Origin of the sequence: Paenibacillus oralis, from assembly GCF_003863965.1 — a bacterium.
Taxonomy (GTDB): Bacteria; Bacillota; Bacilli; order Paenibacillales; family Paenibacillaceae; genus Fontibacillus; species Fontibacillus oralis.
This window is the reverse complement of the sequence record NZ_RRCN01000001.1, coordinates 5,399,927-5,423,067: the sequence shown is the minus strand read 5'-3', so window position 1 is coordinate 5,423,067 and position 23,141 is coordinate 5,399,927. Positions and strand designations below refer to the sequence as shown.

The following is a 23,141-nucleotide window of genomic DNA, read 5'->3' as shown; positions in this document are numbered from 1 at the left end:
GTTTAGCGGCCCCGCCCCCTTATATCTTAAAAAAAATCGCGAGTCAGGTTGGCTTCCCCATGCAACTCGCGATTTACGGTCTTTCGCAACTCGGCCCCTTATGAGAGCGGTGATTTTTGACGTTACTTTGCCGCTTAATCGTTTATCATTTGCGCCAGGCCTTGCTTGGAATCGATGTTTTTTTCCATCGTATCCGCCTGCTTCTCCCAGTCCGCAAACTTGCCGTAGGCCGTATAAATCGTCGAGCCGGTCGGCAGCTCGGGATGTTCGTTTTCCCCGTTCGTGCCCCAGTTCACCCAGCCGGAATCACTGCGCTGCACGATTTGGTAACGCGATACGACCTCACTCGTGTACCACACCATGGCATAGCCGGTTTCATCGTTAAGCTCGGCGGTTTTGTTGGCGCTCAGCGGGAAAATGGTTTGCTCGGGCGCGCTGTTGACGTCTACTGTTTTTTGATACAGCACCTGTTCGTTCCGCTCGCCTTGATGCACTTGTTTATGGGATTCGGGAATGATCTCGGCAATATGCGCCTTGATTTCCTCCGGCGTCAAAATCCCGTCCTGGATGCAAAAGATACGCCAGAAGTAATCCCAGGACACCTCGTTGATGTTCTCCCCGATGCTTTCCTTGTACTGCTTCAGCTTGTCGTTCCCCAGCTTGTCCGCGTCCGCCAGCAGCCGGTGAACGCCGTCCGACAAAATATTGGCGTACAGGTCGCCTTCCCGGTAATACGTGCCCCCGTAAGAAGCGAAGGATGTAAATACCCGGTTGCCTTGCCCGCTCTCGAATTCGTCCCCGACCGTAATTTTATTGACGACCGGAATGCCGTCCACTGTGGTAGAGAAATCGTCGACCTCGTATTTTCGGCGGAACCAGGGTGAATTGTAGAAAAACTCCCAGATCACCGAAAACTTTTTCCCTTGCAAATTTTCGTCCAAACCGTCAGGCACTTGGCCGTTCATGCGGTACCGGCAGTAGATCGGGCCTTCGGCCTCGACCACGTATTCCACCTTCGTGTGCTCCGGCGGATTGATCAGCCCGTTTTTCGGGGTGAAGAAAGGACCGTAAAATCCCCCGATCGCATTGGAGTAATCCTTAATTAAATTCTTCCGTTCTTCCTTGGCTTCGAAATACCGGATGCCCCATTTCCCGTAGGAAGTGCCGTCGGCGGTGCCGGAGCACAGCTCCAAGATATAATAACCGGTGTCCAATCTGCGGAAGCCGTCCGCCTGCACGGGGTCGAGCTGCTGAATGCCCGTAAACGCCTTGGCCTTAGCAACCGGATTTTCGCCGGCATACAGCCAATACGTGGCGACCAGTTTGTCCATGCTGACCATGTAAACGATCGACGCTTCCCGGATATATTCCCCGTCAAGAATCACATCCGCGAGTTGAAAAGGAACTTTACGGTGCTCGTCGTCATACAGTTCAAGGCTGCCTGGGTGAACCCGGTAATCGGAGAAATTCAGCTTGGTGATCACCGGCTCGTTTTTTCTCGGCAGATGGTCTGGATTGTTTAGCATGATGGGGAACTTATATTTAAATGCTTGCGCTGTTGTGTCCATAGTCAAAACCTCTTTCCTTGGTTGGTCTGATGCTGCGATTTATTTGGCAAATTTGAAGGAGAACGGCAGCTTTTTGCCCTTCTGGGCGTCGATCAGGACGGCGATTAAAATAATCAAGCCTTTGACCAGCAGCTGCCAAAACGAGCTGACCCCCATTAGGTTCAAACCGTTGCTCACGACACCGATGATCATCACGCCGAAAATCGTTCCGCTGATGCGGCCCCGTCCACCGGCCATGGACACGCCGCCCAGCACGCAGGCCGCGATGGCATCCATTTCATAGCCCTGACCTACCGATGGCTGGCCCGAATACATTCTCGCCGAGAGCACGATCCCAGCCAATGCGGAGAGCAGACCGGCCAGCGTATACACCGCAATCTCCACCTTCTTGATGCGCACGCCCGAGAGACGGGCCGCTTCCCGGTTGCCGCCAATCGCAAAAATGTTCGTTCCGAACTTCGTTTTGTTCAACAGCACGATAAAGATCACGATCAAAATAACCATGTATAGCACCGGCAGAGGCAAAAAACCGAACAGCTTCCCTGTCCCCAACTGGGTGTATGCGTCGTTGGTGATCCGGGCCGACCGCCCGCCGCTGTAAATATAAGCGATCCCCTGGGCGATGTTCATCGTCGCCAGCGTCACGATAAATGCGGGCAGCTTAAATTGGGTGATGATGACCCCGTTAAAAAATCCAAGCAACGTGCCGATGACAATCCCCAGCAAAATCGCCACGGGCATCGGAATGCCGTTATTCACCATAAAACCAACGGTCAGCGTCCCGGAAACGGCCACAATGGCACCGACCGAGAGGTCGATCCCGCCAAGAATCATGACCAACGTCATGCCGAGCGCGAGGAAAACGTTATTGGAAACCTGCCGCAGCACCGTGATCAAATTTTCCGTCGTCAGGAACACCGGCGATACGATCGATAATACCACGCATAAAATCAACAATACGAATATAATGCCGATATTGCTTTTGAACATCGCTGTAAGGGCGCTATTTTTTGTGCTCATCGTTTTCTCATCCTCCTGTCGCATAGCGCATAATATTTTCCTGGGACAGCTCCTCCCGGTTTAATTGCGCCACCAGCTTGCCGCTCCGCATTACGCACACCGAGTCGCACATATTGATGATCTCCGGAAGATCGGAAGAGACCATAACAATCGCCAACCCTTCATTGGCCAGCCGGTTGATGATCGCGTAGATTTCCGATTTGGCGCCGACATCGACCCCGCGGGTAGGCTCATCCAGGATCAAAAGCCGCGGATTCGTGGCCAGCCATTTGGCGATGACCACCTTCTGCTGGTTGCCTCCCGACAAGCTGGACACCTCGATGTCCGCCGAAGCCGTCTTAATATTCAGGTCGCTTACGTATTTGCCGATCTGTTCGCTTCTTTTTTTCTCGCTGATCAAAAACCGGCTGCCCATCAACTGATCCAGATTCGTTAACGTCAGATTGAAGCCGACCGAGTTCTCGAGGACCAGCCCCTGGTCCTTACGGTCTTCCGGGACCATGGCGATCCCCTTGGCGATGGCTTGGCTGCAGTTTTTAAAGCTGACTTCCTTACCGTTTAAATAAATCCGTCCACGGTTATGCCGGTAGGCGCCGAAAATGGTTTGCATCAGCTCGCTTCTGCCCGCGCCCACCAGGCCGGAGAAACCGAGGATTTCGCCTTTGCGCACCCGGAAGGAAACGTCCTCGAACGCGCCCCCTCTGGACAGCCCTTCAACGCGCAGCACTTCCTCGTCCCGCACGGAATAGGTACGGGTATAGAAGCTTTCCAGCTCCCGGCCGACCATCATCGCCACCAAATCTTCCGTGTTGGTGTCCGAGGTTCGCTTCGTGCCGACATAGCTGCCGTCCCGGATGACCGTGATGCGGTCCGCCATTTTGAACAATTCCTCCAGCCGGTGCGAAATGTAAATGATCCCTACGTTTTGCCGCCGCAGCTTCTCCATCGTGACGAACAGGCGCCCCACTTCCTCATCGGACAGCGAGGAGGTAGGCTCGTCCATCACCAGGATTTTCACGTTAAAAGAGATCGCCTTCACGATTTCGATCAACTGCTGCTGGGCCACCGTCAATTCCCCCACCAAGGTCGTGACGTCGATGTTTAGCCCAAGCCGCTCGATCATGCTCTTGGCCTCGTTTTTCATCCGTTTTTCGTCCTTGAACCCCCATTTGTTGACGGGCTCGCGCCCCAAAAAAATGTTTTCGGCGACGCTCAGATAAGGCACGAGGACGATTTCCTGGTGAATGATGCCGATTCCGTAAGCCCTTGCGCTTTGTACGCTATCGATATCCGCGGCCTGCCCGTCGATAAAGATTTGTCCGCGGTCCGGCTTGTGGATGCCGCCCAAAATTTTGATCAGCGTCGATTTGCCCGCGCCGTTTTCGCCCAGCAAGGCATGGATCTCGCCGGCTTTCAGCTCAAAATCGATCCCTTTAAGCGCATGGGTGCCCCCGAAGCTTTTGGCGATCCCATGCATCTCCAGCAGATTATCTGCCATGGTTGCTCACCTCCGAAGCGGTATCTTCTTGAAAAAATTAGAATGCAAGGGACGCTTGCATTCTAATTAAGGGGCTTATTGCCATTTGCCGGCGGTTTCCTCGGCCATTTCCTTCGTTACGATATGAGAAGGCAGCAGCACTTCCTGTTTAATCTCCTTACCCTGCAAATAATCGACCGCCATATTGAAGGAAGTTTCGGCGATTTGAATCGGCACTTGGGCCGAAACCGCCGTGAACGAACCGTCGAGCAAAGCGGCTTTGCCGTCCGGAGACGCATCGATGGAGTACACGCCGATATCCGTTCTGCCGCTGGCCTTAATCGCCGCCGCTACGCCCAAAGCCGAAGGGTCGTTGATCGCAAAAAATGCGTCGATGTCGGCATTCGCCTGGATAATATCTTCCGCGATCGGCAGCGAGGCATCCAGCGCCGCCTTGCCGTCCTGTTGGGCTACGATTTTAAATTTGGAGGCGTTTTCGCCGAGACCGTCCATAAAGCCCGCTACCCGCTGCACGCAGCTTTCATTGGAAGGGAAATCCAAGATGGCGATTTGGGCGCCGTCCGGATAGTCTTTCACCATCTGCTCGCCCATCAGTTTGCCGGCCATGTAAGCGTCGGTGGCGATGATGCTTTTCACGAGGTCTCTATCCTCTTTAATGACGGCCGTGTCGACGTTGAACACCGGAATGTTGCGATCATGCATCGCTTCCAGCCCCTGACGGATCCCCGCGGAATCGACCGGGATAACGAACACGGCGTCAAAGCCCTGGTTGGCCGCGTCCGACATTTGATTGATTTGCTTGTTCAGATCATAGTCCGGGTCGAGCATCGTATATTTGTAGCCTTTCTCTTTCGCCAATCTCTCGAAGGTATCATTCATCGCCGTTTGAAACGTATTGTTCTGCGTGTTCGTCAAGAAGGCAAAGCTGTACGTCCCGTCCTTGCCTCCGCCATTGCCGCTCCCCGCTTGATTTCCCGCCTCGGTTCCTTTCCCGTTGCCGCAAGCCGATAGAGCCAGAACAGTAAGCGCTATCAAGGAAAACTTAAAAAAATGCTTTTTCACAATAAACCAGCCCCCTATGATGATTTAGTGATAAAGAACGTCTGCGGTCGATCCGGTGCGCGCTGTTTCCGTCGAATAAACCGCTTTCAATTTCTTTACGTAAAATGTATCATAAGAGGCTGGGTGATGTCAAATATTTTGTCGAATTTTTAAATAAAAAATAGTTATTAATTTTATTTACGTAAATTTCTTAAGAATTAAATCCTCAATCTCCGCTGGAGCCGGTTCCAATACAATATTTTTCCAAGCCTTCAACAGATTTTTCGATTCGACGATATAAGGCGGTACGCCGATATACTTATGCTCATCACGGCCCAGCAAGGCCTTGGCGGTCGCCAAACCTACCGCGACCCCCTGATCGTATGGCCGCTGCGTTGAAAGTCCCTTCACCATTTCTTCTTTAGCCAAATACGTGGCGATTTCCGTGTCGAGATCGAAGGTGAAGACGGCCACATCCTCCCGCTTCAGCTCCTTCAAAGCCTTGATCGCCTCCAGCGCCGGTCTGTCCCAAGAAATGTACAGGCCTTGAATTTCCGGGTGTCGCTTGAGCATTTCTTTACAAACGTCGTACGTTTTCTCGATTTGGTAAAAATACTGCTCATCAACGATTTCAATATTGCGGAAATTGCTGCGGATCGTATCGTTGGCCACGGCATCCCTTAAATGCGTGCCGTAAAACGGAGCGCCATGCCCGATGAAGCCGATCTTGACGTTCTGCTTATTTTTAAAATAATTGCCGAGCAGGAGCGCCGCATTTTGGCCGTTCTCCCGTTCATTGACCGAAACGCAGCAGGAATACTGGTCTTTCGTCATCCCCTCCGGCACATGGCTCATAAAGATCAGCTTCGTTTCCTCCGAGATGTTATTGAACTTCTTGGCGGTCAGCTCATCGTCGACCGGGATCGCGATAATCGCATCCGGTTTTTGCATGCGCAAGCCTTCGAGTTGCGTGACCTGCAGATTAGGGTCAAAACCGGCATTAGTAATGGAAATAATGGAAATGCCGTATTGGTCCAACACATGGCGGATCCCGTTTTCGTATAGTCTTGTCCACGCCGTGCCGCCATAATGGAAAGAGATGCCGACTTTATAGCTGCCTGCCGTCAATTTTTCAACCTCTTCCTTGGACAACGTCAATTCATCGGGAGAAACCGGCTTTTCACCAAACGGCCCCTTGCCGATCACCTGGGTCGACTTCTGAATTGAAAACGCCATCGGAACCTTGATTTCCCGGGACTCGCCCGGACCGTGATCGATTTTGTCCACCAGCATCGCAACCGCTTCCATAGCCATTTGCTTCGTGTCCTGCTTCAGCATCGTCAGCGGCGGATTGATGATTTCCGACCATTCCTCATCGCCGAACCCGATCACCGAAACGTCGGCCGGCCATTCCAGCCCCAGTTTGTTCAACACCCGCAGCAAATTTAAGGTGATCCGGTTGCCGCTGGCCACAAAGGTCGGATTTTTATGCTGGCCCCAAACCTCTTTGATCCCTTTTTCGAAATCTTCCAGCCGGTTTTGCTCCACTTCGATCAATAGCTCTTCACGAAACGGAATTTTGTAGGAACGAAGCGCTTCGCGATAGCCTTCCAACCGGTCTTCGACACTGGAAAAATCCCCTTTTTCGATGATCAAGGCGATTTCCTCATGTCCCGATTTCAACAGATGGATGCAGCCTCTGTAAATCCCTTCCCTGCTGTCCGCCAGCACCGAGCCGACGCCCTTGAGATCAACCTTGCGGTCCAGGAACAGAAACGGAATCTGCTGCTGCTTAAGCTTCTGGAACTGCTTCGCCTCCGTGCTGGCCGGCACGATGATCAGACCCGCGATCCGCTTGTTGTTCAGAATGTTGGTAATGATGTTCTTCTCCAGCGTCACGTCGTCATGATGGAAATAGACCGTTAAACTATAACCCCGCTCGGTCAAACAGGATGAAATCGCCGATGCCAGCTGGGAAAAAAGCGTCCCCGACAATCCCGGCAGGAGCAGGGCGATCTCCGATTTTTTGCCGATTCTGAACTTATTGCCGGCAACCGCGATTTTCTTGTCGTAGCCCAATTGCTTGATGACGCCTTCCACTTTTTCCACCAGCTCGGGACTTACGTATCTCGTTTTATTAATCACATGGGAAACCGTGGCTATCGACACGCCGGCTTCCTTAGCTATCTCTTTAATTGTCGCCAATTCTCACACCCCCACCCATGAATTTACGTAAATTTATAAAAAAATTGTAGCATTGTATACGATTTCAGTCAATCGAATCCGGGGGAAGTGCTGTTTATATAGTTGAGTTTTATGGTTTTCGAAAATTTACGTATAAGAAAAACGTCTATCGAAACTATGGCAATATTTCCGGATAAGTAACTGTATCTTTTGCAACTATTAGATTCAACAATCATGTATTGGTTTGGGAGACGATAATGGAGTTCAGTAGGAATAACTGTTCCCCACAAATTTTGAGTATGTCCTGATATTATCCTTCCATAATCTGAATAAAGGTTCATCGATTTCTTCTCGACTGCTAAGCCCTTTTCGCCGTGGATTCGCGTTCAACCAGCTTGACGGGGATTTTGAGGCGCTTCCGGCAAACCGCCGCGTGCTCCAGCCAGTCGACCACGACGGCAGCCGCTTTGCGGCCGATTTCGTAAAAATTTTGCCCGACCGTCGTCAGCGGAACGGCGACATGCTCTGTCAGCGGATTGTTGTCGTAGCCGATGATGGAAAGGTCCTCCGGCACGCGCAGACCGCCGTCCAGGCAGCGGTTCAGCAAACTGGCGGCGACGAGATCGTTTTCCGCCTGGACGGCGGTCACCCCCTCGCTGACGTACAATTCCAGCAGTTCCTCAAAAAAGCGGTCCCGTCCCCGCTCCTCGATCGTGGCTCTCCCGTCCAAATGAACCCAGCGGCAATCCAGCGGGATGCCAGCATCCTTCAGCGCCTGGCAGTAGCCGAAATACCGGTCGAGTACCGAGGAAGTCGATTCCAGGGAAACGCTGGACAAAAAGCCGATCTTGCGGTGGCCCAGCCTGGTCAGATGGGACACGGCCTGATACGTGCCGTCCACATTGTCCGATTCGACGCTGCCGATCGAAAGGCTCTCAAAATGCTTATCAATCATCACGATCGGGTACTCTTCCAGGGACAGTTTATGGAGAATGTCGAAGTTCCCCTGGGCCCGCGGGTAATAAATGAGGGCCGAGGCCCCGCGCCGCGGCAGCGTATCCAGCAGGTTCCTTTCCTTGCTGTCGTCATAATTGCTCTGGTGTACGCTCAAAAAATAACCGTGCTTGTTCAACCATTCGGAAGCCCCGCGAATGTAGCCCATCGTCCCCCGGTCGTCCTCCTCGGGGATAATGAGGGAAATCATTTTTCCGATCCGCGCGGTTTGTTCCTTCTGAAACCGGCCTAACGGTTTGACGAAGCTGCCGCTGCCCTGAATCCGGTAAATGTAGCCTTCCTTCTCCAGCTCCTCCAGCGCCCGCCGGCTCGTTACCCGGCTGACACCAAAGCGTTCGGTCAACTCCGCTTCCGTCGGCAGTTGATCATCGGCCTTATACACGCCTGAAGCGATTTTTGCTTTCATTTCCTCGACGATTTTACTGTACAGCGTCCCTCTCATGCTCCGTCTCCGTCCCTCTATTTCTTAAAAAATTATTGCACGGCGTTGTAACGTTCGTATTGCGCTTTCTGAATTTCCAAATATTTTTGCGTGCCCATCCGGTCCAGCGTGTTGACGTAATGGTCCCAGTCCGACTCGAAATTGGCTTTGCCGGTCACGAATTTAACACGCATTTCCGTAATGTATTTGTTGATGTCGGTCAAAACCGCGCTTTGTTCCTTGCTTTCCTCCGGCGTCGGCACAAAGGTCGGCCAAATTTCCTCGGGAAGATACTTTTCCAGCTCTGCCGAATCCGTCTTAAAGTCCTCGTCCACCGTTTTGCCTTTGGCGGCGGAACGAAGCTCCGCCGGCGGTTCGACGTAAGGATAATAACCCCCGTAGACGTTGTCGACGTATTGGAAGGCGCCAAGCTGCTGCCCGCCCTCATAATGCAAAATTTCATCGATATACACCGGTTTACCGTCCACCATATTGTATGTCTCCCCTTCGCTGCCGAAGAACCCATACATCGAGCCTTCTTCCCCGTAAAAATAATCGACCCAGGCGATCGTTTCCTCCGGATGCTTATTGGCTTTGGTGACCGTAAACGAGGAAGTGCCGCGCGTCATCGGGTCCATCCAGTTGACCACCTTGTCGCCGCCCGGCCCGGCGAGCACGTTGATCCCGATGAAATTTTTCGGGCCCGTGGTTCCGATATAGGCCGGATCTCCCCAGGAGAAAGCGCCGACCTTGTCACCCGAAGCGTCAGTGACCCACTGGGCATATTCATACTCGGAATAGTTGAAGAGCGGCAAGGTGCCGTCCCGGTACAGCTGATGCAAATATTGCAGCACCTGCTTATATTTCGGATCGTTAAAGACGAGCTTCAGCTCACCGTCCTTATCCTTGTAAATCCATCTTTCCGCCGCCTTCAAGCCGCCGTTCCCCATGCCGAAGCTGCCGAGCAGCTGGCGCTCGAACATACTGTTGATAGAGCCGGAAGGCATCACCCAGCCCATCTCGTCATGCGGATCGCCGTTGCCGTTGGCGTCTTGTTCTTTGAAGGCCAGCAGCACCTCCCTGAGCTCGTCGGTTGTGGCCGGCGCCTCAAGCCCCAGCCGGTCCAGCCAGGTTTGATTGATGTACAGCCGGATCGAGCGGTATGTCAGCGCACTGTCGATGTAGGGCAGCGAATAAATATGACCGTCCGGCATCGTCAGCGCTTTTTTCACCTCGGGGTAGTCCGTAAACAGCTTTTTCAAGTTGGGGGCATGTTCCTCGATCAGATCCTCCAGCGGTAAAAAAATACCCTGCCCTCCGTAGCTGATCAACTCATCGTTGCTGAAGCCGATCTGGTAAAACGCATCAGGCAATTGATTGGAGCCGAGCATGACATTTTTGCGTTCGGTTAGGCTGGCGCCGGGAATTTCCTCCCATTCGATATGGACGCCGGTTTTTTCCTCGTATTTTTTCCACATCCACAAATCCTTCGACGGCGGCCGGACATCATTGTAGCTAACCCGCGCAAATTTCAGCGTAACCGGTCCGTCCGTTTCCCCTTCTTCCTTGGGCGTCCCTCCTTTGGAGCCGCAGCCTCCAAGCACTAAGCTCAGCGCCAGCAAACCGACCATAAACCAGCGAAGCCGTCGTTCCATCACATCATCCCCTCTTTCTTCAGCCTTTAATGGCACCGACCAAAATCCCTTTTTCAAAAAATTTGGAAAGCAGCGGATACAAAATGAGCAGCGGCAGCGAGGAAACGACCACGACGGCGTATTTAATCCCCTCCTGCACCACCATCCGGTCCGCGTAACCGTCATCGATGGCGATCGCGACCATTTGCCGGAAATCGTTTTGGATCAATATTTCGCGCAGGATCAGTTGCAGAGGATACAGGGAGCGGTCCGAGAGATAAATCATCGCGTCAAAATATGAATTCCAATGGCCGACGCCGTAAAACAGCACCATCACCGCGACAATGGGGGTTGAGAGCGGCAGGACGATTTTGTACAGCAGCCGGTAATCGCTGCAACCGTCCACATAGGCGCTTTCTTCGAGCTCGACGGGAATTTGCGTCTGAAAAAAAGTCCGCATGATGATCAGGTTATACGCGCTGATCGCCCCCGGCAAAATGAGCACCCACATCGTGTTGACGATGCCCAGCGACTGATTGACCAAATAACTGGGAATGAGGCCGCCGCTGAAAAACATGGTGAAGGTAAACAGAAACGTAAAGATGTTTTTGCCGAAAAAACGCCGCCTTGACAACGGATACGCGCCGAGGATCGTCATGATCACGTTCAGCGCGGTGCCGACGGTCGTGTACAAAATCGTGTTGCCGTAACTGCGCCAGATATCCTTATTTTCAAAAATGGTGAGATAGCTTTGCACCTGAAAGCCTTTTGGCCAAAGCAGCAGGGGGTTGTCGTAGATTTGCCGCGGGTCCGAGAGCGACGCGAACAACACGAATAAGAGCGGATACAATATCAGAAACGTCAGCAGCAAAACGAATAGGAAAATGACCGCATCAGCCACTTTTTCCCCCGTTGTCCGATAGATTGCGGTATGCATGTGCGTTCCTCCCTTCGGCTTACCAAAGACTGGTTTGCCCCGCCCGTTTGGCGATCGCATTGAAGGAAATCAGCAGGATGAAATTGATGACATTGTTGAACAAGCCGACGGCTGCGGAAAAGCTGTATTGGGCGTTTAAAATCCCGCTTTTGTACATGTAGGTGGAGATCACTTCCGAGGTTTGCAGGTTCATATCGGTTTGCATCAGCAGCACTTTTTCGAAACCGACATTCATGATGCCGCCGATGCTGAGGATCGACAGGATGACGATGGTCGGCATGATTCCGGGCAAGGTCACGTGCCACATTCTGCTCAGCTTGCCGGCGCCGTCCATGTAAGCCGCTTCATATTGCTCCGGCGGAATGCCGGACATTGCGGCCGTGTAAAGGAGCGACGACCAGCCGATGCTCTGCCACAATCCCGACCAGACGAACAGATGCCAAAACGATCCCGGGTCCGCCAGGAAATCGCGGCTGGTACCGCCAAACCAAGCGATGACCGAGCCGATCACCCCATTCGTTGGCGAAATGAAGAAAAACAGGATGCCGACGGCGACGACGACGGAAATAAAATGCGGAGCGTAGGAGATGGTTTGCACGACGGTGCGAAAACGTTTGGAGCGGAGCTCGTTAAACATGAGCGCGAGGATGATGGGAGCCGGAATGCTGACGAGCAGGCCGTAAACGCTGATCCCCAGCGTGTTGCGCAAAATGTTCCAGAAATAATAGGCATTGAAAAACCGTTCAAAATGCTCAAATCCGGCCCACGGGCTGCCGCCGATCCCCAGCGCGGGCATGAAATCCTTAAAAGCGATTTGCACACCGTACATCGGCCAGTAATGCCAAACGACAAAGTACAGAAAAGCCGGGAAAATGATCACGTATAATGCGAGGTTTCTTTTGAGCTGGCTGCGGATATAGGTCCATCGTGCGGGCGGTCGCTTATTCCCTTGCGGGGGCGGTTGCTTGCTCCATTGCGTTAATCGTTGCGTGATCCAGTGCGGGGGCCATCGGGCAGGTTGATTTGCGGAGGCGGATGGTTTCGTTGGGGGAGTAGTTTTCACATGCAATCATGGCTCCTTTCTGAAAAAGGTGGTGAATGCGCAGTCAGTTGCAACGGTGGTAAAAGGTAAATTCCCCAAATTGTTATGACATATATTATGTCACGAATTATATTTGGTCAATGTGTAATGACAAATTATTAAAATCACATTGGAAATATCCAATCAAGCTGCTAATTTGGCCAATCTTCTTTCCAATCTCATTGGATATTTCCAATCAGAACGTCCTTTTCAAGCGAAGGAACCCTGCTATACTTCTTCCTCCGGCATGTCGGCGAGTCCCGCCCGCAGGCCCTGCAAATCGAGACCGTCGGCCGCAAACGCCTGGCGGATGAGCTCCGGAACGACAAACTCGTCGTATTTCCCCAGGTAAGGCGCTTCCTCCGGCGCCAGCAGATCCTCTTCACGACAGTCCCGGCAAGCTCTTGCGATTTCTCCGATTAAGGTTTGCGGATCGCTTTTGCCTGAAACGATCATGTAGTATGGCTCCATCGGGACGACGGAGCGTAAGGCGAGGCGTTCGGACAAATGGTGCTTAAGCAACCGCTCCAAGGTACGGAACGCCTTGCTGCCGACCCAAGGGAGCACGAACAAGGCGTCTCCGCCGGCCGGCAGGACGACCTGCCGGGCCAGCCCAGTCTCCCTGGCCAGCCGCCGCGCCCGCTCCAACCGGTTCACCGCTTGCGGGGACAAATACGGATAAATGGCGGAGCCGGCGAGCACTTCCCGCATCTTTTTCACGACCTGGGTGTGAACATCTCCGCCTGCCCCAAGCCATAACGTATCCACTTTGCCGATCGCCGGTTTTACGTAAACCGCCTTATGCTTTGCGTCCACCTCCGTCACCTTCCACAGCTTCCCAGCCAGGGTAAAGCAGTATCCGGGCGGCGGAACGGTCGTAATCGAGCCGATCTCCTCGGAACCGTTATACACAGCATGTTCTTCGTCATCCTGAAAGACGGCGTAAAAACGGAAGTTGTTTACGATCTTCTCCCCGGTCAGGCCGATGATCAGCGACTTTTCTTCCGTCCACTGCAAATGGTCGGTTTGCAGGAGATAATTCAGGAACATTTTATACTGCTCCGGGCTCACCTGGCGAAACGACGGCAGCGTCAGCACCGCTTGCGCCAGCTCGGCCGGCTCCACTTCCCCCATGCTTTTCAACATGCTCATCGTTTGATGGTACATCGTGCCGATCGGCAGTTTGCGGCTATTCAGCGGCTCGATCCACTTGTGCCGGACGTACAGCTCGATTACCGCGATCGCGCGCAGCAGCGTCCACGGCATGCGGGCCGGCAGCGGCGCATCTTCGTCTTCCTCCTCTTGGACGACGAACAGCATCTCCGATGCCGCATCGCCGCGCCGGCCGGACCGACCCAGCCGCTGCACAAAGCTGGACGAGCTGTACGGAGCGCCAAGCTGCACGACCCGCTCAAGCTCTCCGAGGTCGATCCCTAGCTCCAGCGTCAGCGTCGCCGCGGACACCGCCGGTCCCGGGCCGTTTTTCAGCGCGCTCTCCGCCTCTTCCCGCAGCATCGCCGAAATGCTTCCGTGGTGAACGTAAAACACGTCCGGCTCGTGGCGTTTTGCCGCAACCCGGCGCATTTCCAGCGTCGTGAGCTCGGCGTCGGAACGGCTGTTGGTGAAAATCAGCGCTTTCTTCAAATGCGTGCTGTCGTAAATGTACTCGTAGTATGCCTTGCGAGCGTTCTGCAACTGCTCGGCCTGCTGTTCGTCACGGGCGTCGGGAAACGAAAAATGCTCGACCCGCAGCCGCAGCTTGCGCCCTCCCGCCGAGGACACGACCTCGACCGGCTCGCGGCTTCCGGCCCCTAACCATGCCTTGGCCGATTCATAATCGCTGAGTGTCGCCGACAGCCCGATCCGTCTCGGCCTGGCGCCGGCCATCCGCTCGATCCGGGCGATTTGGCTCAGCACTTGGATGCCCCGGTCCACCCCCATAAAGGCGTGCACCTCGTCGATAATGATGTAACGCAAGTCTTTAAACAACGCGGGAATCGCGTTGGGACGGTTCATCAGCAGACCCTCAAGCGACTCCGGCGTGATTTGCAAAATTCCGGAAGGATTCCGGACCAGCTTCGTTTTTTCGGTTTGCGGCACGTCGCCGTGCCAGTGCCAAACCGGAATGCGCGATTCGCGCAGCAGATCCTCGAGCCTGGCGAACTGATCGTTGATCAGCGCCTTCAGCGGACCGATGTATAAGATGCCGACGGAGCTTGCCGGCCGGTTGTACAGCTCGGTCAGCGCGGGAAACAACGCGGCTTCGGTTTTCCCCGAGGCGGTGCCCGAAGCGATCAGCAAATGGCGGCTTGTCCCAAAGCAGATGCGGCAAGCCTCCACTTGAACGGCCCTTAGCGTCTCCCATTTCCGCTTATAAATAAATTCCTGAATAAAAGGCGCAAGTTGATAAAAAGGATTATCGCTCATAATTCAAACTCCGCGAGAAAGCCGCCGACTTCATCCGGATCCGCTTCGGCCGGCTTCACCTGGTGCTCGCCGACAAGCCGCTCGAAGGAAGCGTCCGGATTTTGCCGCAGCGTATGCAGCAAATCCATAAAATCCCGGATCACTTCGCGCGGGGTGAGCAACTGATCGGCGCCCAGGCGGCCGACGGCGGCCTCCATAAAATAAACGATCTCCTGCTGCGTAATCGACGGCGCATAGCCAAAATGCTGGGCATGGATGTTTACCAGCTTTTGCAGGAGCAGCAGAATCTCCTCGGGCGACAGCATCTCCAGCTTCAGGATCGGCCCGGAATAATTCACGAAGCCTTTTCCGGCGTAGCGCCCTTCCATCAGCCGGGAGCGCAGTGCTTCATAGCTGAACAGGCCCCTGCGCTCGTCTTCGACAAATTGCGGCGTTCCCCCGACAAAAATGCCCAGGTGCTCCGCTTTGCCCTGCATCGTATCGTTAAACATCGTCAGCAGCTTTTCGTAATTGCTTTGCCGGGACACGCTGTTTGAAATTTTATACAAATTGACGGCTTCATCGATAAACAGCAGCAGCCCCCGATAACCGATCCGCGCCGCGAACTCCGACCACAACTTGACATAGTCGTACCAATTTTCGTCATCGATGATGACGCCGACATTCAGCTCTTTTTTCGCTTCCGTTTTGGTCGGGTACTCGCCCCGCAGCCAGCGGAGCGCCGCCTGCTTCCGGTCGTCGTCGGCCAATTTATGGCCGTTCCAGTAGGCCGCCAGCACTTTGGCAAAATCAAACCCGTGCACGAGGTTCTGCATTTCGGCCGTAACCGCAAAAATCCGCTGCTCCACCGCATCGTTTAAAGCGGGATCGCTTAGCTTTAGGCCCGTCTCCCGCAGCGCCTCCTGCTGCAGAGCGGCGAACCATTTTTGCAGCATCGCTTCCAGCGCTCCACCGTCCGGGCGCGTCTTGGTGGACAGATGGGTCATCAGCTCGCGGTAGGTGGCCAAGCCCTGCCCTTTCGTCCCGACCAGTCTCCGCTCCGGCGACAAATCCGCGTCGGCCACGACGAAGTCCCGGTCCATCGCGTAGTTGCGGATCGTCTGCAGCAAAAAGCTTTTTCCGCTGCCGTAACGCCCGGTAATAAATTTGCACGCCGCTCCGCCCTCGGCGATGTTGTCGAGATCTTTGAGAATGGCGTCAACTTCCGCCCGGCGACCCACCGCGATATGCTCCAGCCCCACCCGCGGCACCACGCCGGCCGTGAGCGAATTGACCAGCGCCGTGGTGAGCCGCTTAGGGATTTTCACTTCATTCACGAGAATTCTCCTTTCAAATGCTCAAAAAATTCCAGATATTCCGGGACAAGCCGTCCCCCGTCAACAACCAGGTCCCCGATTGTTTCCATCGCCAGTTGGTTGATTTCATCCATGATCAGCTCGGGCATGGTGCCGTAAGCTTCAGCCACAGCGGCAAGCGCGGAATCGGGCGATAGGCCTTTAAGGGCGAGCAACGCTTCGAGCTGCACCGAATCAAGCCTGCCGGCGAACGAAGCCCAGTCCTCGTCCAGCGGCGGCATGTCCCAATACGCCGAACTCCCTCCATCTTCCTTGTCAACTTCTTGCTCAGGCACGATAATGTCCAACGTGTCCAAATCCGCTTCCGAGTCCAAATCTCCTTCCAAACCCGAAATCGCCTCTGCCGCCGTTTCGTCCCGTTCCTCATAGCCGATCGTCAGCCTGCTGCGCACATAATCCGAATCCTGCTTAAGCGCCGCCAGTTTCTCCGCGTCGATCTCGATCCGCGGCTGTGAAACCGTCTGCGGAGCAAACTCTTTTTCCAGGTAACGGTCGATCAGGCGCTCTGTCTCAGAATCCATAACGATGCCCCTCAAGCGTCCTCTAAAGCCTCTTAATTCCCTTAATTGGTTTTCGGCATAGCGGATCGTTTGCGTAATGTATTTTCGGAGCGGACGGTGGCTGCTGAGCGGGACCGAAACGAGGGATGCCGTTCTCCCATACAGCGAATCATCGTAGACCGCGCTGCGGAACAGATACCGCTCGATCGTCCGCTCGCGGCCGGGATGGAATTTGTCGATCAGCCGGGTGCCCTGGGTTTTGCACAAAAAAGCGTCAAGCATCCCGACAATCCGCGGGACCCACAGCTCCAGATCCGATTTGCCGGGTCCCTGATAAAATTTGCTGCGCCGCAAATCGTAGTCGCTTAACGCGAGCAGCAGGGCCAGCGGAATCCGGCAGGGCTGCTCTTTAAAAAGCCGCAGCAGCTCCATATCCACCAAAGCCTCCGGATACGAGCCGCCGCCGCGCGTGATGATTTCCAGCAGCGGAACATCCAGTGCGTGCACGAACGCAAAATCGGCGAGCCAATCTTTCAAATAGGCGTTTAACTGCGGGTACTGGCCGCCATACGCGATCCAAATCCGGTTAAGCTCTGCGTACCCTTCCTGCGGGTCCGACCACCCCACGCCGTTGATCAGTTCATAAGCGTATACAAATATGTAGGACAAATCCGTATCGGGATAACGCCCGTCTCGCACTTCGGAACGCCAGTAAAAATACCATTTCTGCTGCGATTCCATCATATGTTCGTAGGTCGGCCAATAGCTCATAAACGGCGCGAAAGGCGCCGGCTCGCCCTGCTCGTTCACCCGTTTTCGCGCCTCCTCGGCAAAATGGCGCTCGCGGTTGTAAAACGGAATGGACACCGCAGACGCTTGACTCAGGTCCGTATCTTTTTTAGGCGGTATATCAAGTCCAGGCTCTTCTTCGCATAAATCGATTTCCGCAAATTCAATGGGACGCGAACGATTTTCCATGGCAAACTCTCCATCCTCATGGACAAACGTTAAATTTCCACTTTAGTATATCATAACTGGGGAACATTTGTTCACATCCGCCTATATGGAAAATAAAAAAACAGCGACTGGACTAGTCGCTGCTCTTGCAAAGTTACTCCGTGGCCTGGTCGTTTCCGATTCGCTTCAGACTTTCCTCATTGGAAGGAAGGGCCGTTACGTCGGGCTGCTCCGGCATAAAGCCGGTTCGCAGATGAGGGCTCGTATCCTCGTAAACAGTTTGCGGGTCCCCGTCTTTTTCGATCGGTATCCGCTCATTAGGCATAGTGATTCCTCCTTTTTTGAATAGATTCCCCGCTTTCGTGAATTCCATGCTCGGGCGGATTATCTAAGGCAAGGGCCATAGGCGGACCCTGCCCATTATCATGCAAACAGACATGGAGCCTATGTCTCCCCCATATGCTGATAGGGAGGGTACGTCTAGGAGGGATGGCTTTTGAGAATACAAGTTCGAGCCGGGGATACGCTGTGGTATTACAGCCAGCTGTTTAATCTGCCGCTGCAGTTGATTGTGGATTCCAACCCTGGACTGAACGCGGCGAATCTTACCGTGGGTCAGGAAGTGAATATTCCGGGTTTTCTGGTTAGCGATTATCAAATCAAACCCGGCGATTCGCTCTGGAAACTGGCCAGGGACCGGGGGATTCCGCTGGATATGCTGATTCTGCTGAACCCGTCGGTCAATCCGAACCGGTTGGAGGTCGGGCAGAGAGTGCAGCTGCCGCTGAGAGTCACCTGGTTTGTGGTGGACGTCAGAAAACCGTACGATTATGCCGCGCTTCGCTCCGATTTGAACCGGCTTATGGATCTGTATCCGTTTCTCGGATATCGTAATATCGGCAATTCCGTGATGGGAAAAGCGCTGCCCGAGCTGCGCATCGGCAAAGGCAACAAACGCGTTCACGCCAACGGGGCATTCCATGCCAACGAATGGATCACGACACCTGTCCTGATCAAGTTTCTGAATCATTATTCGCTCGCATTAACCAACAATACCGGGATCAGAGGACTTCAAATGTGGCCTTACTACGAGGCGGCGACTTTGTCCATTGTTCCCATGGTCAACCCCGACGGCGTGGATTTGGTCATAAACGGCTTGCCGGAGCAGGAGCCATACCGCAGCAATGTGCTGTCCTACAACAACGGAAGCACCGATTTCCAGGGGTGGAAAGCGAACATACGCGGCGTGGACCTCAACGACCAGTTCCCCGCACTGTGGGAGCGCGAAGCCGCCAGAAATCCGCAGGAGCCCGGACCGCGGGATTATGGGGGAACCGCCCCGCTCACCGAGCCGGAAGCGATCGCGATGGCTGATCTAACGAGAGAAAGCGATTTTGCCCGCGTGCTGGCTTTTCATACCCAGGGTGAGGTCATTTATTGGGGGTTTGAAAACCTGGAACCGCCCTATGCCGAAACGATCGTTAACGAATTTGCCCGCGTCAGCGGATACGAACCGGTGCGGAATATCGAAAGCTATGCCGGCTACAAAGACTGGTTCATCCAAGACTGGAGAAGGCCGGGGTTTACGGTGGAGCTTGGCAGCGGGGTAAATCCCTTGCCCCTATCGCAATATGACGAAATTTACGAAGAAAGCCTGGGAATCCTGTTGGCCAGCTTGTATATGTAAACCTTTTATTTTTTAATGGACCGGATAAGGTTATTCCGGTCCGTTAGCCCGCTCCTCCATACGCTTCCAGGCTTCTTCCTGGAGTTCGTTATTGATGGCTATGCCCGTCAAAGCTCCCGCCGCGGCGGCTGCAATCACCTGATACTTGGCGGAAGCCGCATCGCCGGCGCCATAGATTCCCGGCACGTTCGTTTTACCGAGATCGTCGACGATCATCGCACCGCTTTCCGTCATATCACAGCCCAGCGTTTGCGGCAAGCTTGATCCCGGAACCAGCCTCGGTGCAAAAAAGATCCCGCTGCAAGGAACGGCCCTCCCATCCTTCAATACAACCTGCCGCACCATGCCCTCCTGAGAATCAATGCGTTCGACCGGCAAATCGAAGACGGGAACCTGGTGGCGGCGGAGTTCTTCACGCTGTTCCTCCGTCCATTCCCCCTGTTCATGGGTGCACACCGAAAATTGCGCGGTCCAGCCCGAGATCATTTGGGCCATATGCAACGCATGGTCCCTGGGAACGATCACGACGAGCGGCCTGTCCCGCATTTCCCAGCCATCGCAATAAGGGCATACAAATGCGCTTTTCCCGTACACCTCGGCCAACCCCGGGATATCCAGAGGCGCATCCTTCATTCCTGCGGCAAAAAGCAGCTTTTTCGCATGGAACGTCTCCCCCTGTGCGGCAGTAATTTGGAAATGTCCATCCTCTCCTGTCACCGCCGCTGCAGTATCCTCCACAAAGTGAACCGTAGGATAGGCTTGGATCTGTTCTTTGGCGATACGCCGGAATTCTCCCGGTTTGATGCCGTCACGGGTCAAAAACCCGTGGGACTCGCCCGTCACACGGTTGCGCGGGCGGCCTTCGTCAATCACGACTACGCTTTTTCTCGCTCTCCCCAAAACCAAAGCCGCGTTTAACCCGGCCGGTCCGCCTCCGATAATGCCTACATCCAGCAAACTTGTCATGATGATCTTCCTCCTAAACCAAATGGATATTACAGATTCAATATATCTATAATATCCGCGAATGAAATATTCGTCAACTGCCTAAAAAGACCCCGGCCCCTGCCGGACCGGAGTTTAAGTGTTACAGCGATTCTTTGATGACCCGTTTATAGAACATGACGGACAGAAGTCCAAAGACGGAATACAGTACCGTATACAGCAGCATAACCAGGATCATCGGCATCCACAGCTCAGTCCCGAAGAAGAACCAGCCGGATTTGACGGCAAAATAACTGTGGGACAAGCCGACGGCCAGCGGAATGCCGAAATTGAACAGCTGCTTGATTTGTATGCCGGTGAGCAAATTACTTTGCGTGAACCCGATTTTTCGCAGGATCGTATAATTCGGTCTCTCCTCTTCCCCTTCGCCCATTTGCTTGAAATATAAAATGCAGCCCGAAGTGATCAGGAAGGTCAATCCCAGAAAGGCTACGATAAACATAATCAGCCCCATGTTGCCCTTTTGATTGTTGGTGAGCTCAGGCTGGGACATATTGCCGGAACGACTTTCAAAGCCCATGCCTTTATACAGTTCGTCAGCCTGATCCAATTGTTCGCGGTTAACGATATCGATGCCGTAATATACGGAGGTTCCCCTTTGGATATGCGGGTTCACGTCCTTCGCCACCCGTTCAAACACCGCTTGATCCACAACGGCCGCAGGCACTCCGCCTGAAAAAGGAATGGAGACGAGCGCAATTTTATCCATCCCGACCAGCGATAATTTGATCTCGTCCGTTTGTCCCATAAGCGTCAGTTCCCCTGTCGACCGGATCGACATAAACTGGGTCATCGCATCGTTTAACCCCGTAAACAGCGTCTCCCCCGGAGCGATGTCCACGCCGTCCACCGATTTCTCGCTGACGATCGGAAGCGTCATGATTCCGTTGCCGTCGTCCTGCGTGCTGACGCCGATAACTTGGGAGACGTCGGCGTCGACCATAAGAACGTCGCGTTTGGTTTCCTTGTACTCGATGTTCGCCTGCCGGAGCGCCTGCTCAAACGCCGCAACATCCGCGGGCTCCATCATCGAAAAGTGGTTCGGCACGCTTTGCTCGGCCGACGTTTCCGCGGAATAATACGAGATATAACTGAGCGACAGAAGTCCGATCGCCAGCGCCGATACGGTCGTGATGATCGTCAGCAGCAAGGCGTTGGATTTCATCCGGAACATAATCGAAGAAAGTGACAGCACCTCGTTCAGCGACAAATAGCCGCCCTTCGCTTTCCGCACCAGGTTAAAAATAACGCTGACCGACCCTTTATAGAACAAATATGTCCCTAAAATAACGGAGCCCAAGATCAGCACCATCGCCAGAAACAGCTCATTCATGGCGGTGAAAGCGCCGCTGAACAAGCGGGTCGAAACCTTGTATCCGAAAAGGATGAATCCGATGCCGAGCAAGCCGAAAAGCAGCTCGGAGACGCGCATTTTCCGGTACGTATTCTCCGTTGAAGACACGACCCGAAAGAGCGAAAGAATACTCTGCCGCTTGATGAACGTATAGTTCATGAGCATGATCAGCAAATAAACGGCCGCGAAGACAATCACGGTTTGCAGCAGCGCCTGCGCTGAAAAGCTGAGCTTCGCCTGTTCATCGACCCCGATGATTCTGAACAAGATCATAAGGAGCAGCCTTGAGCAAGAAAAACCGGCGAAGATGCCGATCAGCATGGAACCGAAATACAGGATCAGGTTTTCGCTGCTTAAGATCCCAAAAATTTTCCCTTTCGTTAACCCGATTAATTGAAATAGCCCGATTTCCTTGCTGCGGCGCTTGATAAAAATCGTGTTGGCATACAGCAGAAATATCGCCACGATGACAACGAGCAAAACCGACGCGGCGGCCAATCCCGCTGCCCCCTTCACGGAACCCTTGATTTCATCAAGCGCCGGATCGTATTGCAGAGTCACAAACGCGAAATATAAAGCGACGCTGAAAATAAGCGCAAAGACGTACAGGTAATAGCTTTTGATATTTTTCTTTAAATTGCGGTAAATCAATTGGGTTAAGCTCATCCCTGAACACCGCCCAATACGCCTTGTGCCTTGATGATATCGTTAAAAAACGCCTGCCTGGACTCTTCTCCCTTGACCAGCTGCGAGTAGTTCTGCCCGTCTTTGATAAAGACGACCCTGCTGCAATAACTGGCCGCCACCGGATCGTGGGTGACCATGATGATCGTAGCTTCGATTTTCCGGTTGAGTTCGCTGAGCTTGCCCAGCAAATCGGAGGCCGACTTCGAATCCAGCGCGCCGGTCGGTTCATCGGCAAAGATGATGCTCGGATCATGGATAAACGCCCGTGCCGCGCTCGTCCGCTGCTTTTGCCCCCCGGAGATTTCGTTCGGATATTTGTCTTTTAGTTCGTAAATCCCCAGTTCGGTGGCGATCGTGCGAAACTTGTGATCCGCGTCTTTCCGGGACACTTTTTTAATCGAGAGCGGCAGCAGCACGTTTTCTTTGACCGTTAACGTGTCCAGCAGATTGTATTCCTGAAAAATAAACCCTAAATGGGACTTTCGGAATTCGGCGAGTTCCTTTTCCTTCAAACCGGTAAATTCCTTGCCTTCGATTTTGATGCTGCCGAGGCTGACCTTGTCGATGGAGGAGAGCACGTTCAGCAGGGTTGTTTTCCCGGAACCGGACGCCCCCATAATGCTGACGAATTCACCTTTTTCCACGCTGAGGCCGATCCCTTTCAGCACCTCCTGTTTATTGAATTTGTTGCCATAGCTTTTATGAATTTTGCTGGCTTCCAATATCGCCACTTTCCATCACTCCTTTGGTTCTGCCTCTATCTTAACCAAT

General features: G+C 53.6%; 17 protein-coding genes. 1 reads left to right on the top strand and 16 read right to left on the bottom strand.

Annotated elements, in window-relative coordinates; all coding sequences use genetic code 11:
• Positions 1–134: 134 nt before the first annotated feature.
• The 13 genes from EHV15_RS24190 to EHV15_RS36645 all read right to left on the bottom strand — a co-directional run bounded on the left by EHV15_RS24190 (position 135) and on the right by EHV15_RS36645 (position 17,962).
• A complete protein-coding gene (locus EHV15_RS24190; protein WP_128633478.1) occupies positions 135–1,568 on the bottom strand; it encodes a hypothetical protein in 1,434 nt (477 codons plus the stop codon).
• Positions 1,569–1,607: 39 nt separating this feature from the next.
• Positions 1,608–2,588, bottom strand: a complete 981-nt coding sequence (locus EHV15_RS24185) for an ABC transporter permease (protein ID WP_128633477.1) — start codon at positions 2,586–2,588, stop codon at positions 1,608–1,610.
• Between the two features lie 7 nt (positions 2,589–2,595).
• Positions 2,596–4,086, bottom strand: coding sequence for a sugar ABC transporter ATP-binding protein (locus EHV15_RS24180; RefSeq protein ID WP_128633476.1), 1,491 nt, complete (start codon positions 4,084–4,086; stop codon positions 2,596–2,598).
• 75 nt (positions 4,087–4,161) lie between these two features.
• Positions 4,162–5,148, bottom strand: a complete 987-nt coding sequence (locus EHV15_RS24175) for a sugar ABC transporter substrate-binding protein (RefSeq protein WP_128633475.1) — start codon at positions 5,146–5,148, stop codon at positions 4,162–4,164.
• Positions 5,149–5,325: 177 nt separating this feature from the next.
• Complete coding sequence (locus EHV15_RS24170; RefSeq protein WP_128633474.1) at positions 5,326–7,332, bottom strand: LacI family DNA-binding transcriptional regulator; 2,007 nt, start codon at positions 7,330–7,332, stop codon at positions 5,326–5,328.
• A 337-nt stretch (positions 7,333–7,669) separates the two neighbouring features.
• On the bottom strand, positions 7,670–8,767 hold the full coding sequence (locus EHV15_RS24165) for a GntR family transcriptional regulator (RefSeq protein WP_128633473.1): 1,098 nt from the start codon (positions 8,765–8,767) through the stop codon (positions 7,670–7,672).
• Between the two features lie 32 nt (positions 8,768–8,799).
• On the bottom strand, positions 8,800–10,401 hold the full coding sequence (locus EHV15_RS24160) for an extracellular solute-binding protein (RefSeq protein WP_128633472.1): 1,602 nt from the start codon (positions 10,399–10,401) through the stop codon (positions 8,800–8,802).
• Positions 10,402–10,420: 19 nt separating this feature from the next.
• On the bottom strand, positions 10,421–11,317 hold the full coding sequence (locus tag EHV15_RS24155; protein ID WP_128633471.1) for a carbohydrate ABC transporter permease: 897 nt from the start codon (positions 11,315–11,317) through the stop codon (positions 10,421–10,423).
• Positions 11,318–11,336: 19 nt separating this feature from the next.
• On the bottom strand, positions 11,337–12,311 hold the full coding sequence (locus EHV15_RS24150; RefSeq protein WP_128635507.1) for an ABC transporter permease: 975 nt from the start codon (positions 12,309–12,311) through the stop codon (positions 11,337–11,339).
• A 315-nt stretch (positions 12,312–12,626) separates the two neighbouring features.
• The gene (locus EHV15_RS24145) at positions 12,627–14,825 is read right to left on the bottom strand and encodes a DEAD/DEAH box helicase (protein ID WP_128633470.1); all 2,199 of its coding nucleotides are present in this window, start codon (positions 14,823–14,825) and stop codon (positions 12,627–12,629) included.
• Positions 14,822–16,141, bottom strand: coding sequence for an ATP-binding protein (locus EHV15_RS24140; protein ID WP_128633469.1), 1,320 nt, complete (start codon positions 16,139–16,141; stop codon positions 14,822–14,824). Before EHV15_RS24140 ends, EHV15_RS24145 begins: the two co-directional genes overlap by 4 nt.
• Complete coding sequence (locus EHV15_RS24135; protein WP_128633468.1) at positions 16,138–17,658, bottom strand: TerB N-terminal domain-containing protein; 1,521 nt, start codon at positions 17,656–17,658, stop codon at positions 16,138–16,140. The genes EHV15_RS24140 and EHV15_RS24135 overlap by 4 nt, the downstream gene beginning before the upstream one ends.
• 133 nt (positions 17,659–17,791) lie before the next feature.
• Positions 17,792–17,962 carry a hypothetical protein gene (locus EHV15_RS36645; protein ID WP_178075946.1) on the bottom strand — a complete coding sequence of 57 codons (171 nt, stop codon included), beginning with the start codon at positions 17,960–17,962 and terminating at the stop codon, positions 17,792–17,794.
• 171 nt (positions 17,963–18,133) lie between these two features.
• Here EHV15_RS36645 and EHV15_RS24130 point away from each other — a divergent pair, with 171 nt between their 5' ends.
• The gene (locus EHV15_RS24130) at positions 18,134–19,324 is read left to right on the top strand and encodes a M14 family metallopeptidase (RefSeq protein WP_128633467.1); all 1,191 of its coding nucleotides are present in this window, start codon (positions 18,134–18,136) and stop codon (positions 19,322–19,324) included.
• 30 nt (positions 19,325–19,354) lie between these two features.
• Here the strand turns inward: EHV15_RS24130 and EHV15_RS24125 are convergent, their stop codons facing one another.
• From EHV15_RS24125 to EHV15_RS24115, 3 genes are all read right to left on the bottom strand, one after another.
• The gene (locus tag EHV15_RS24125) at positions 19,355–20,290 is read right to left on the bottom strand and encodes an NAD(P)/FAD-dependent oxidoreductase (RefSeq protein ID WP_178075945.1); all 936 of its coding nucleotides are present in this window, start codon (positions 20,288–20,290) and stop codon (positions 19,355–19,357) included.
• Between the two features lie 121 nt (positions 20,291–20,411).
• Positions 20,412–22,349 carry an FtsX-like permease family protein gene (locus tag EHV15_RS24120; protein WP_128633465.1) on the bottom strand — a complete coding sequence of 646 codons (1,938 nt, stop codon included), beginning with the start codon at positions 22,347–22,349 and terminating at the stop codon, positions 20,412–20,414.
• Positions 22,346–23,101: an ABC transporter ATP-binding protein gene (locus EHV15_RS24115; protein WP_128633464.1), complete on the bottom strand. Its 756-nt coding sequence runs from the start codon at positions 23,099–23,101 to the stop codon at positions 22,346–22,348. Before EHV15_RS24115 ends, EHV15_RS24120 begins: the two co-directional genes overlap by 4 nt.
• Positions 23,102–23,141 lie beyond the last annotated feature (40 nt).

Bases quoted from the DNA above. Each gene is read 5' to 3' on its own strand.
- EHV15_RS24190 (WP_128633478.1), bottom strand. From the start codon at position 1,568: ATGGACACAACAGCGCAAGCATTTAAATATAAGTTCCCCATCATGCTA.
- EHV15_RS24185 (WP_128633477.1), bottom strand. From the start codon at position 2,588: ATGAGCACAAAAAATAGCGCCCTTACAGCGATGTTCAAAAGCAATATC.
- EHV15_RS24180 (WP_128633476.1), bottom strand. From the start codon at position 4,086: ATGGCAGATAATCTGCTGGAGATGCATGGGATCGCCAAAAGCTTCGGG.
- EHV15_RS24165 (WP_128633473.1), bottom strand. From the start codon at position 8,767: ATGAGAGGGACGCTGTACAGTAAAATCGTCGAGGAAATGAAAGCAAAA.
- EHV15_RS24160 (WP_128633472.1), bottom strand. From the start codon at position 10,401: ATGGAACGACGGCTTCGCTGGTTTATGGTCGGTTTGCTGGCGCTGAGC.
- EHV15_RS24155 (WP_128633471.1), bottom strand. From the start codon at position 11,317: ATGCATACCGCAATCTATCGGACAACGGGGGAAAAAGTGGCTGATGCG.
- EHV15_RS24145 (WP_128633470.1), bottom strand. From the start codon at position 14,825: ATGAGCGATAATCCTTTTTATCAACTTGCGCCTTTTATTCAGGAATTT.
- EHV15_RS24135 (WP_128633468.1), bottom strand. From the start codon at position 17,658: ATGGAAAATCGTTCGCGTCCCATTGAATTTGCGGAAATCGATTTATGC.
- EHV15_RS36645 (WP_178075946.1), bottom strand. From the start codon at position 17,962: ATGCCTAATGAGCGGATACCGATCGAAAAAGACGGGGACCCGCAAACT.
- EHV15_RS24125 (WP_178075945.1), bottom strand. From the start codon at position 20,290: ATGACAAGTTTGCTGGATGTAGGCATTATCGGAGGCGGACCGGCCGGG.
- EHV15_RS24120 (WP_128633465.1), bottom strand. From the start codon at position 22,349: ATGAGCTTAACCCAATTGATTTACCGCAATTTAAAGAAAAATATCAAA.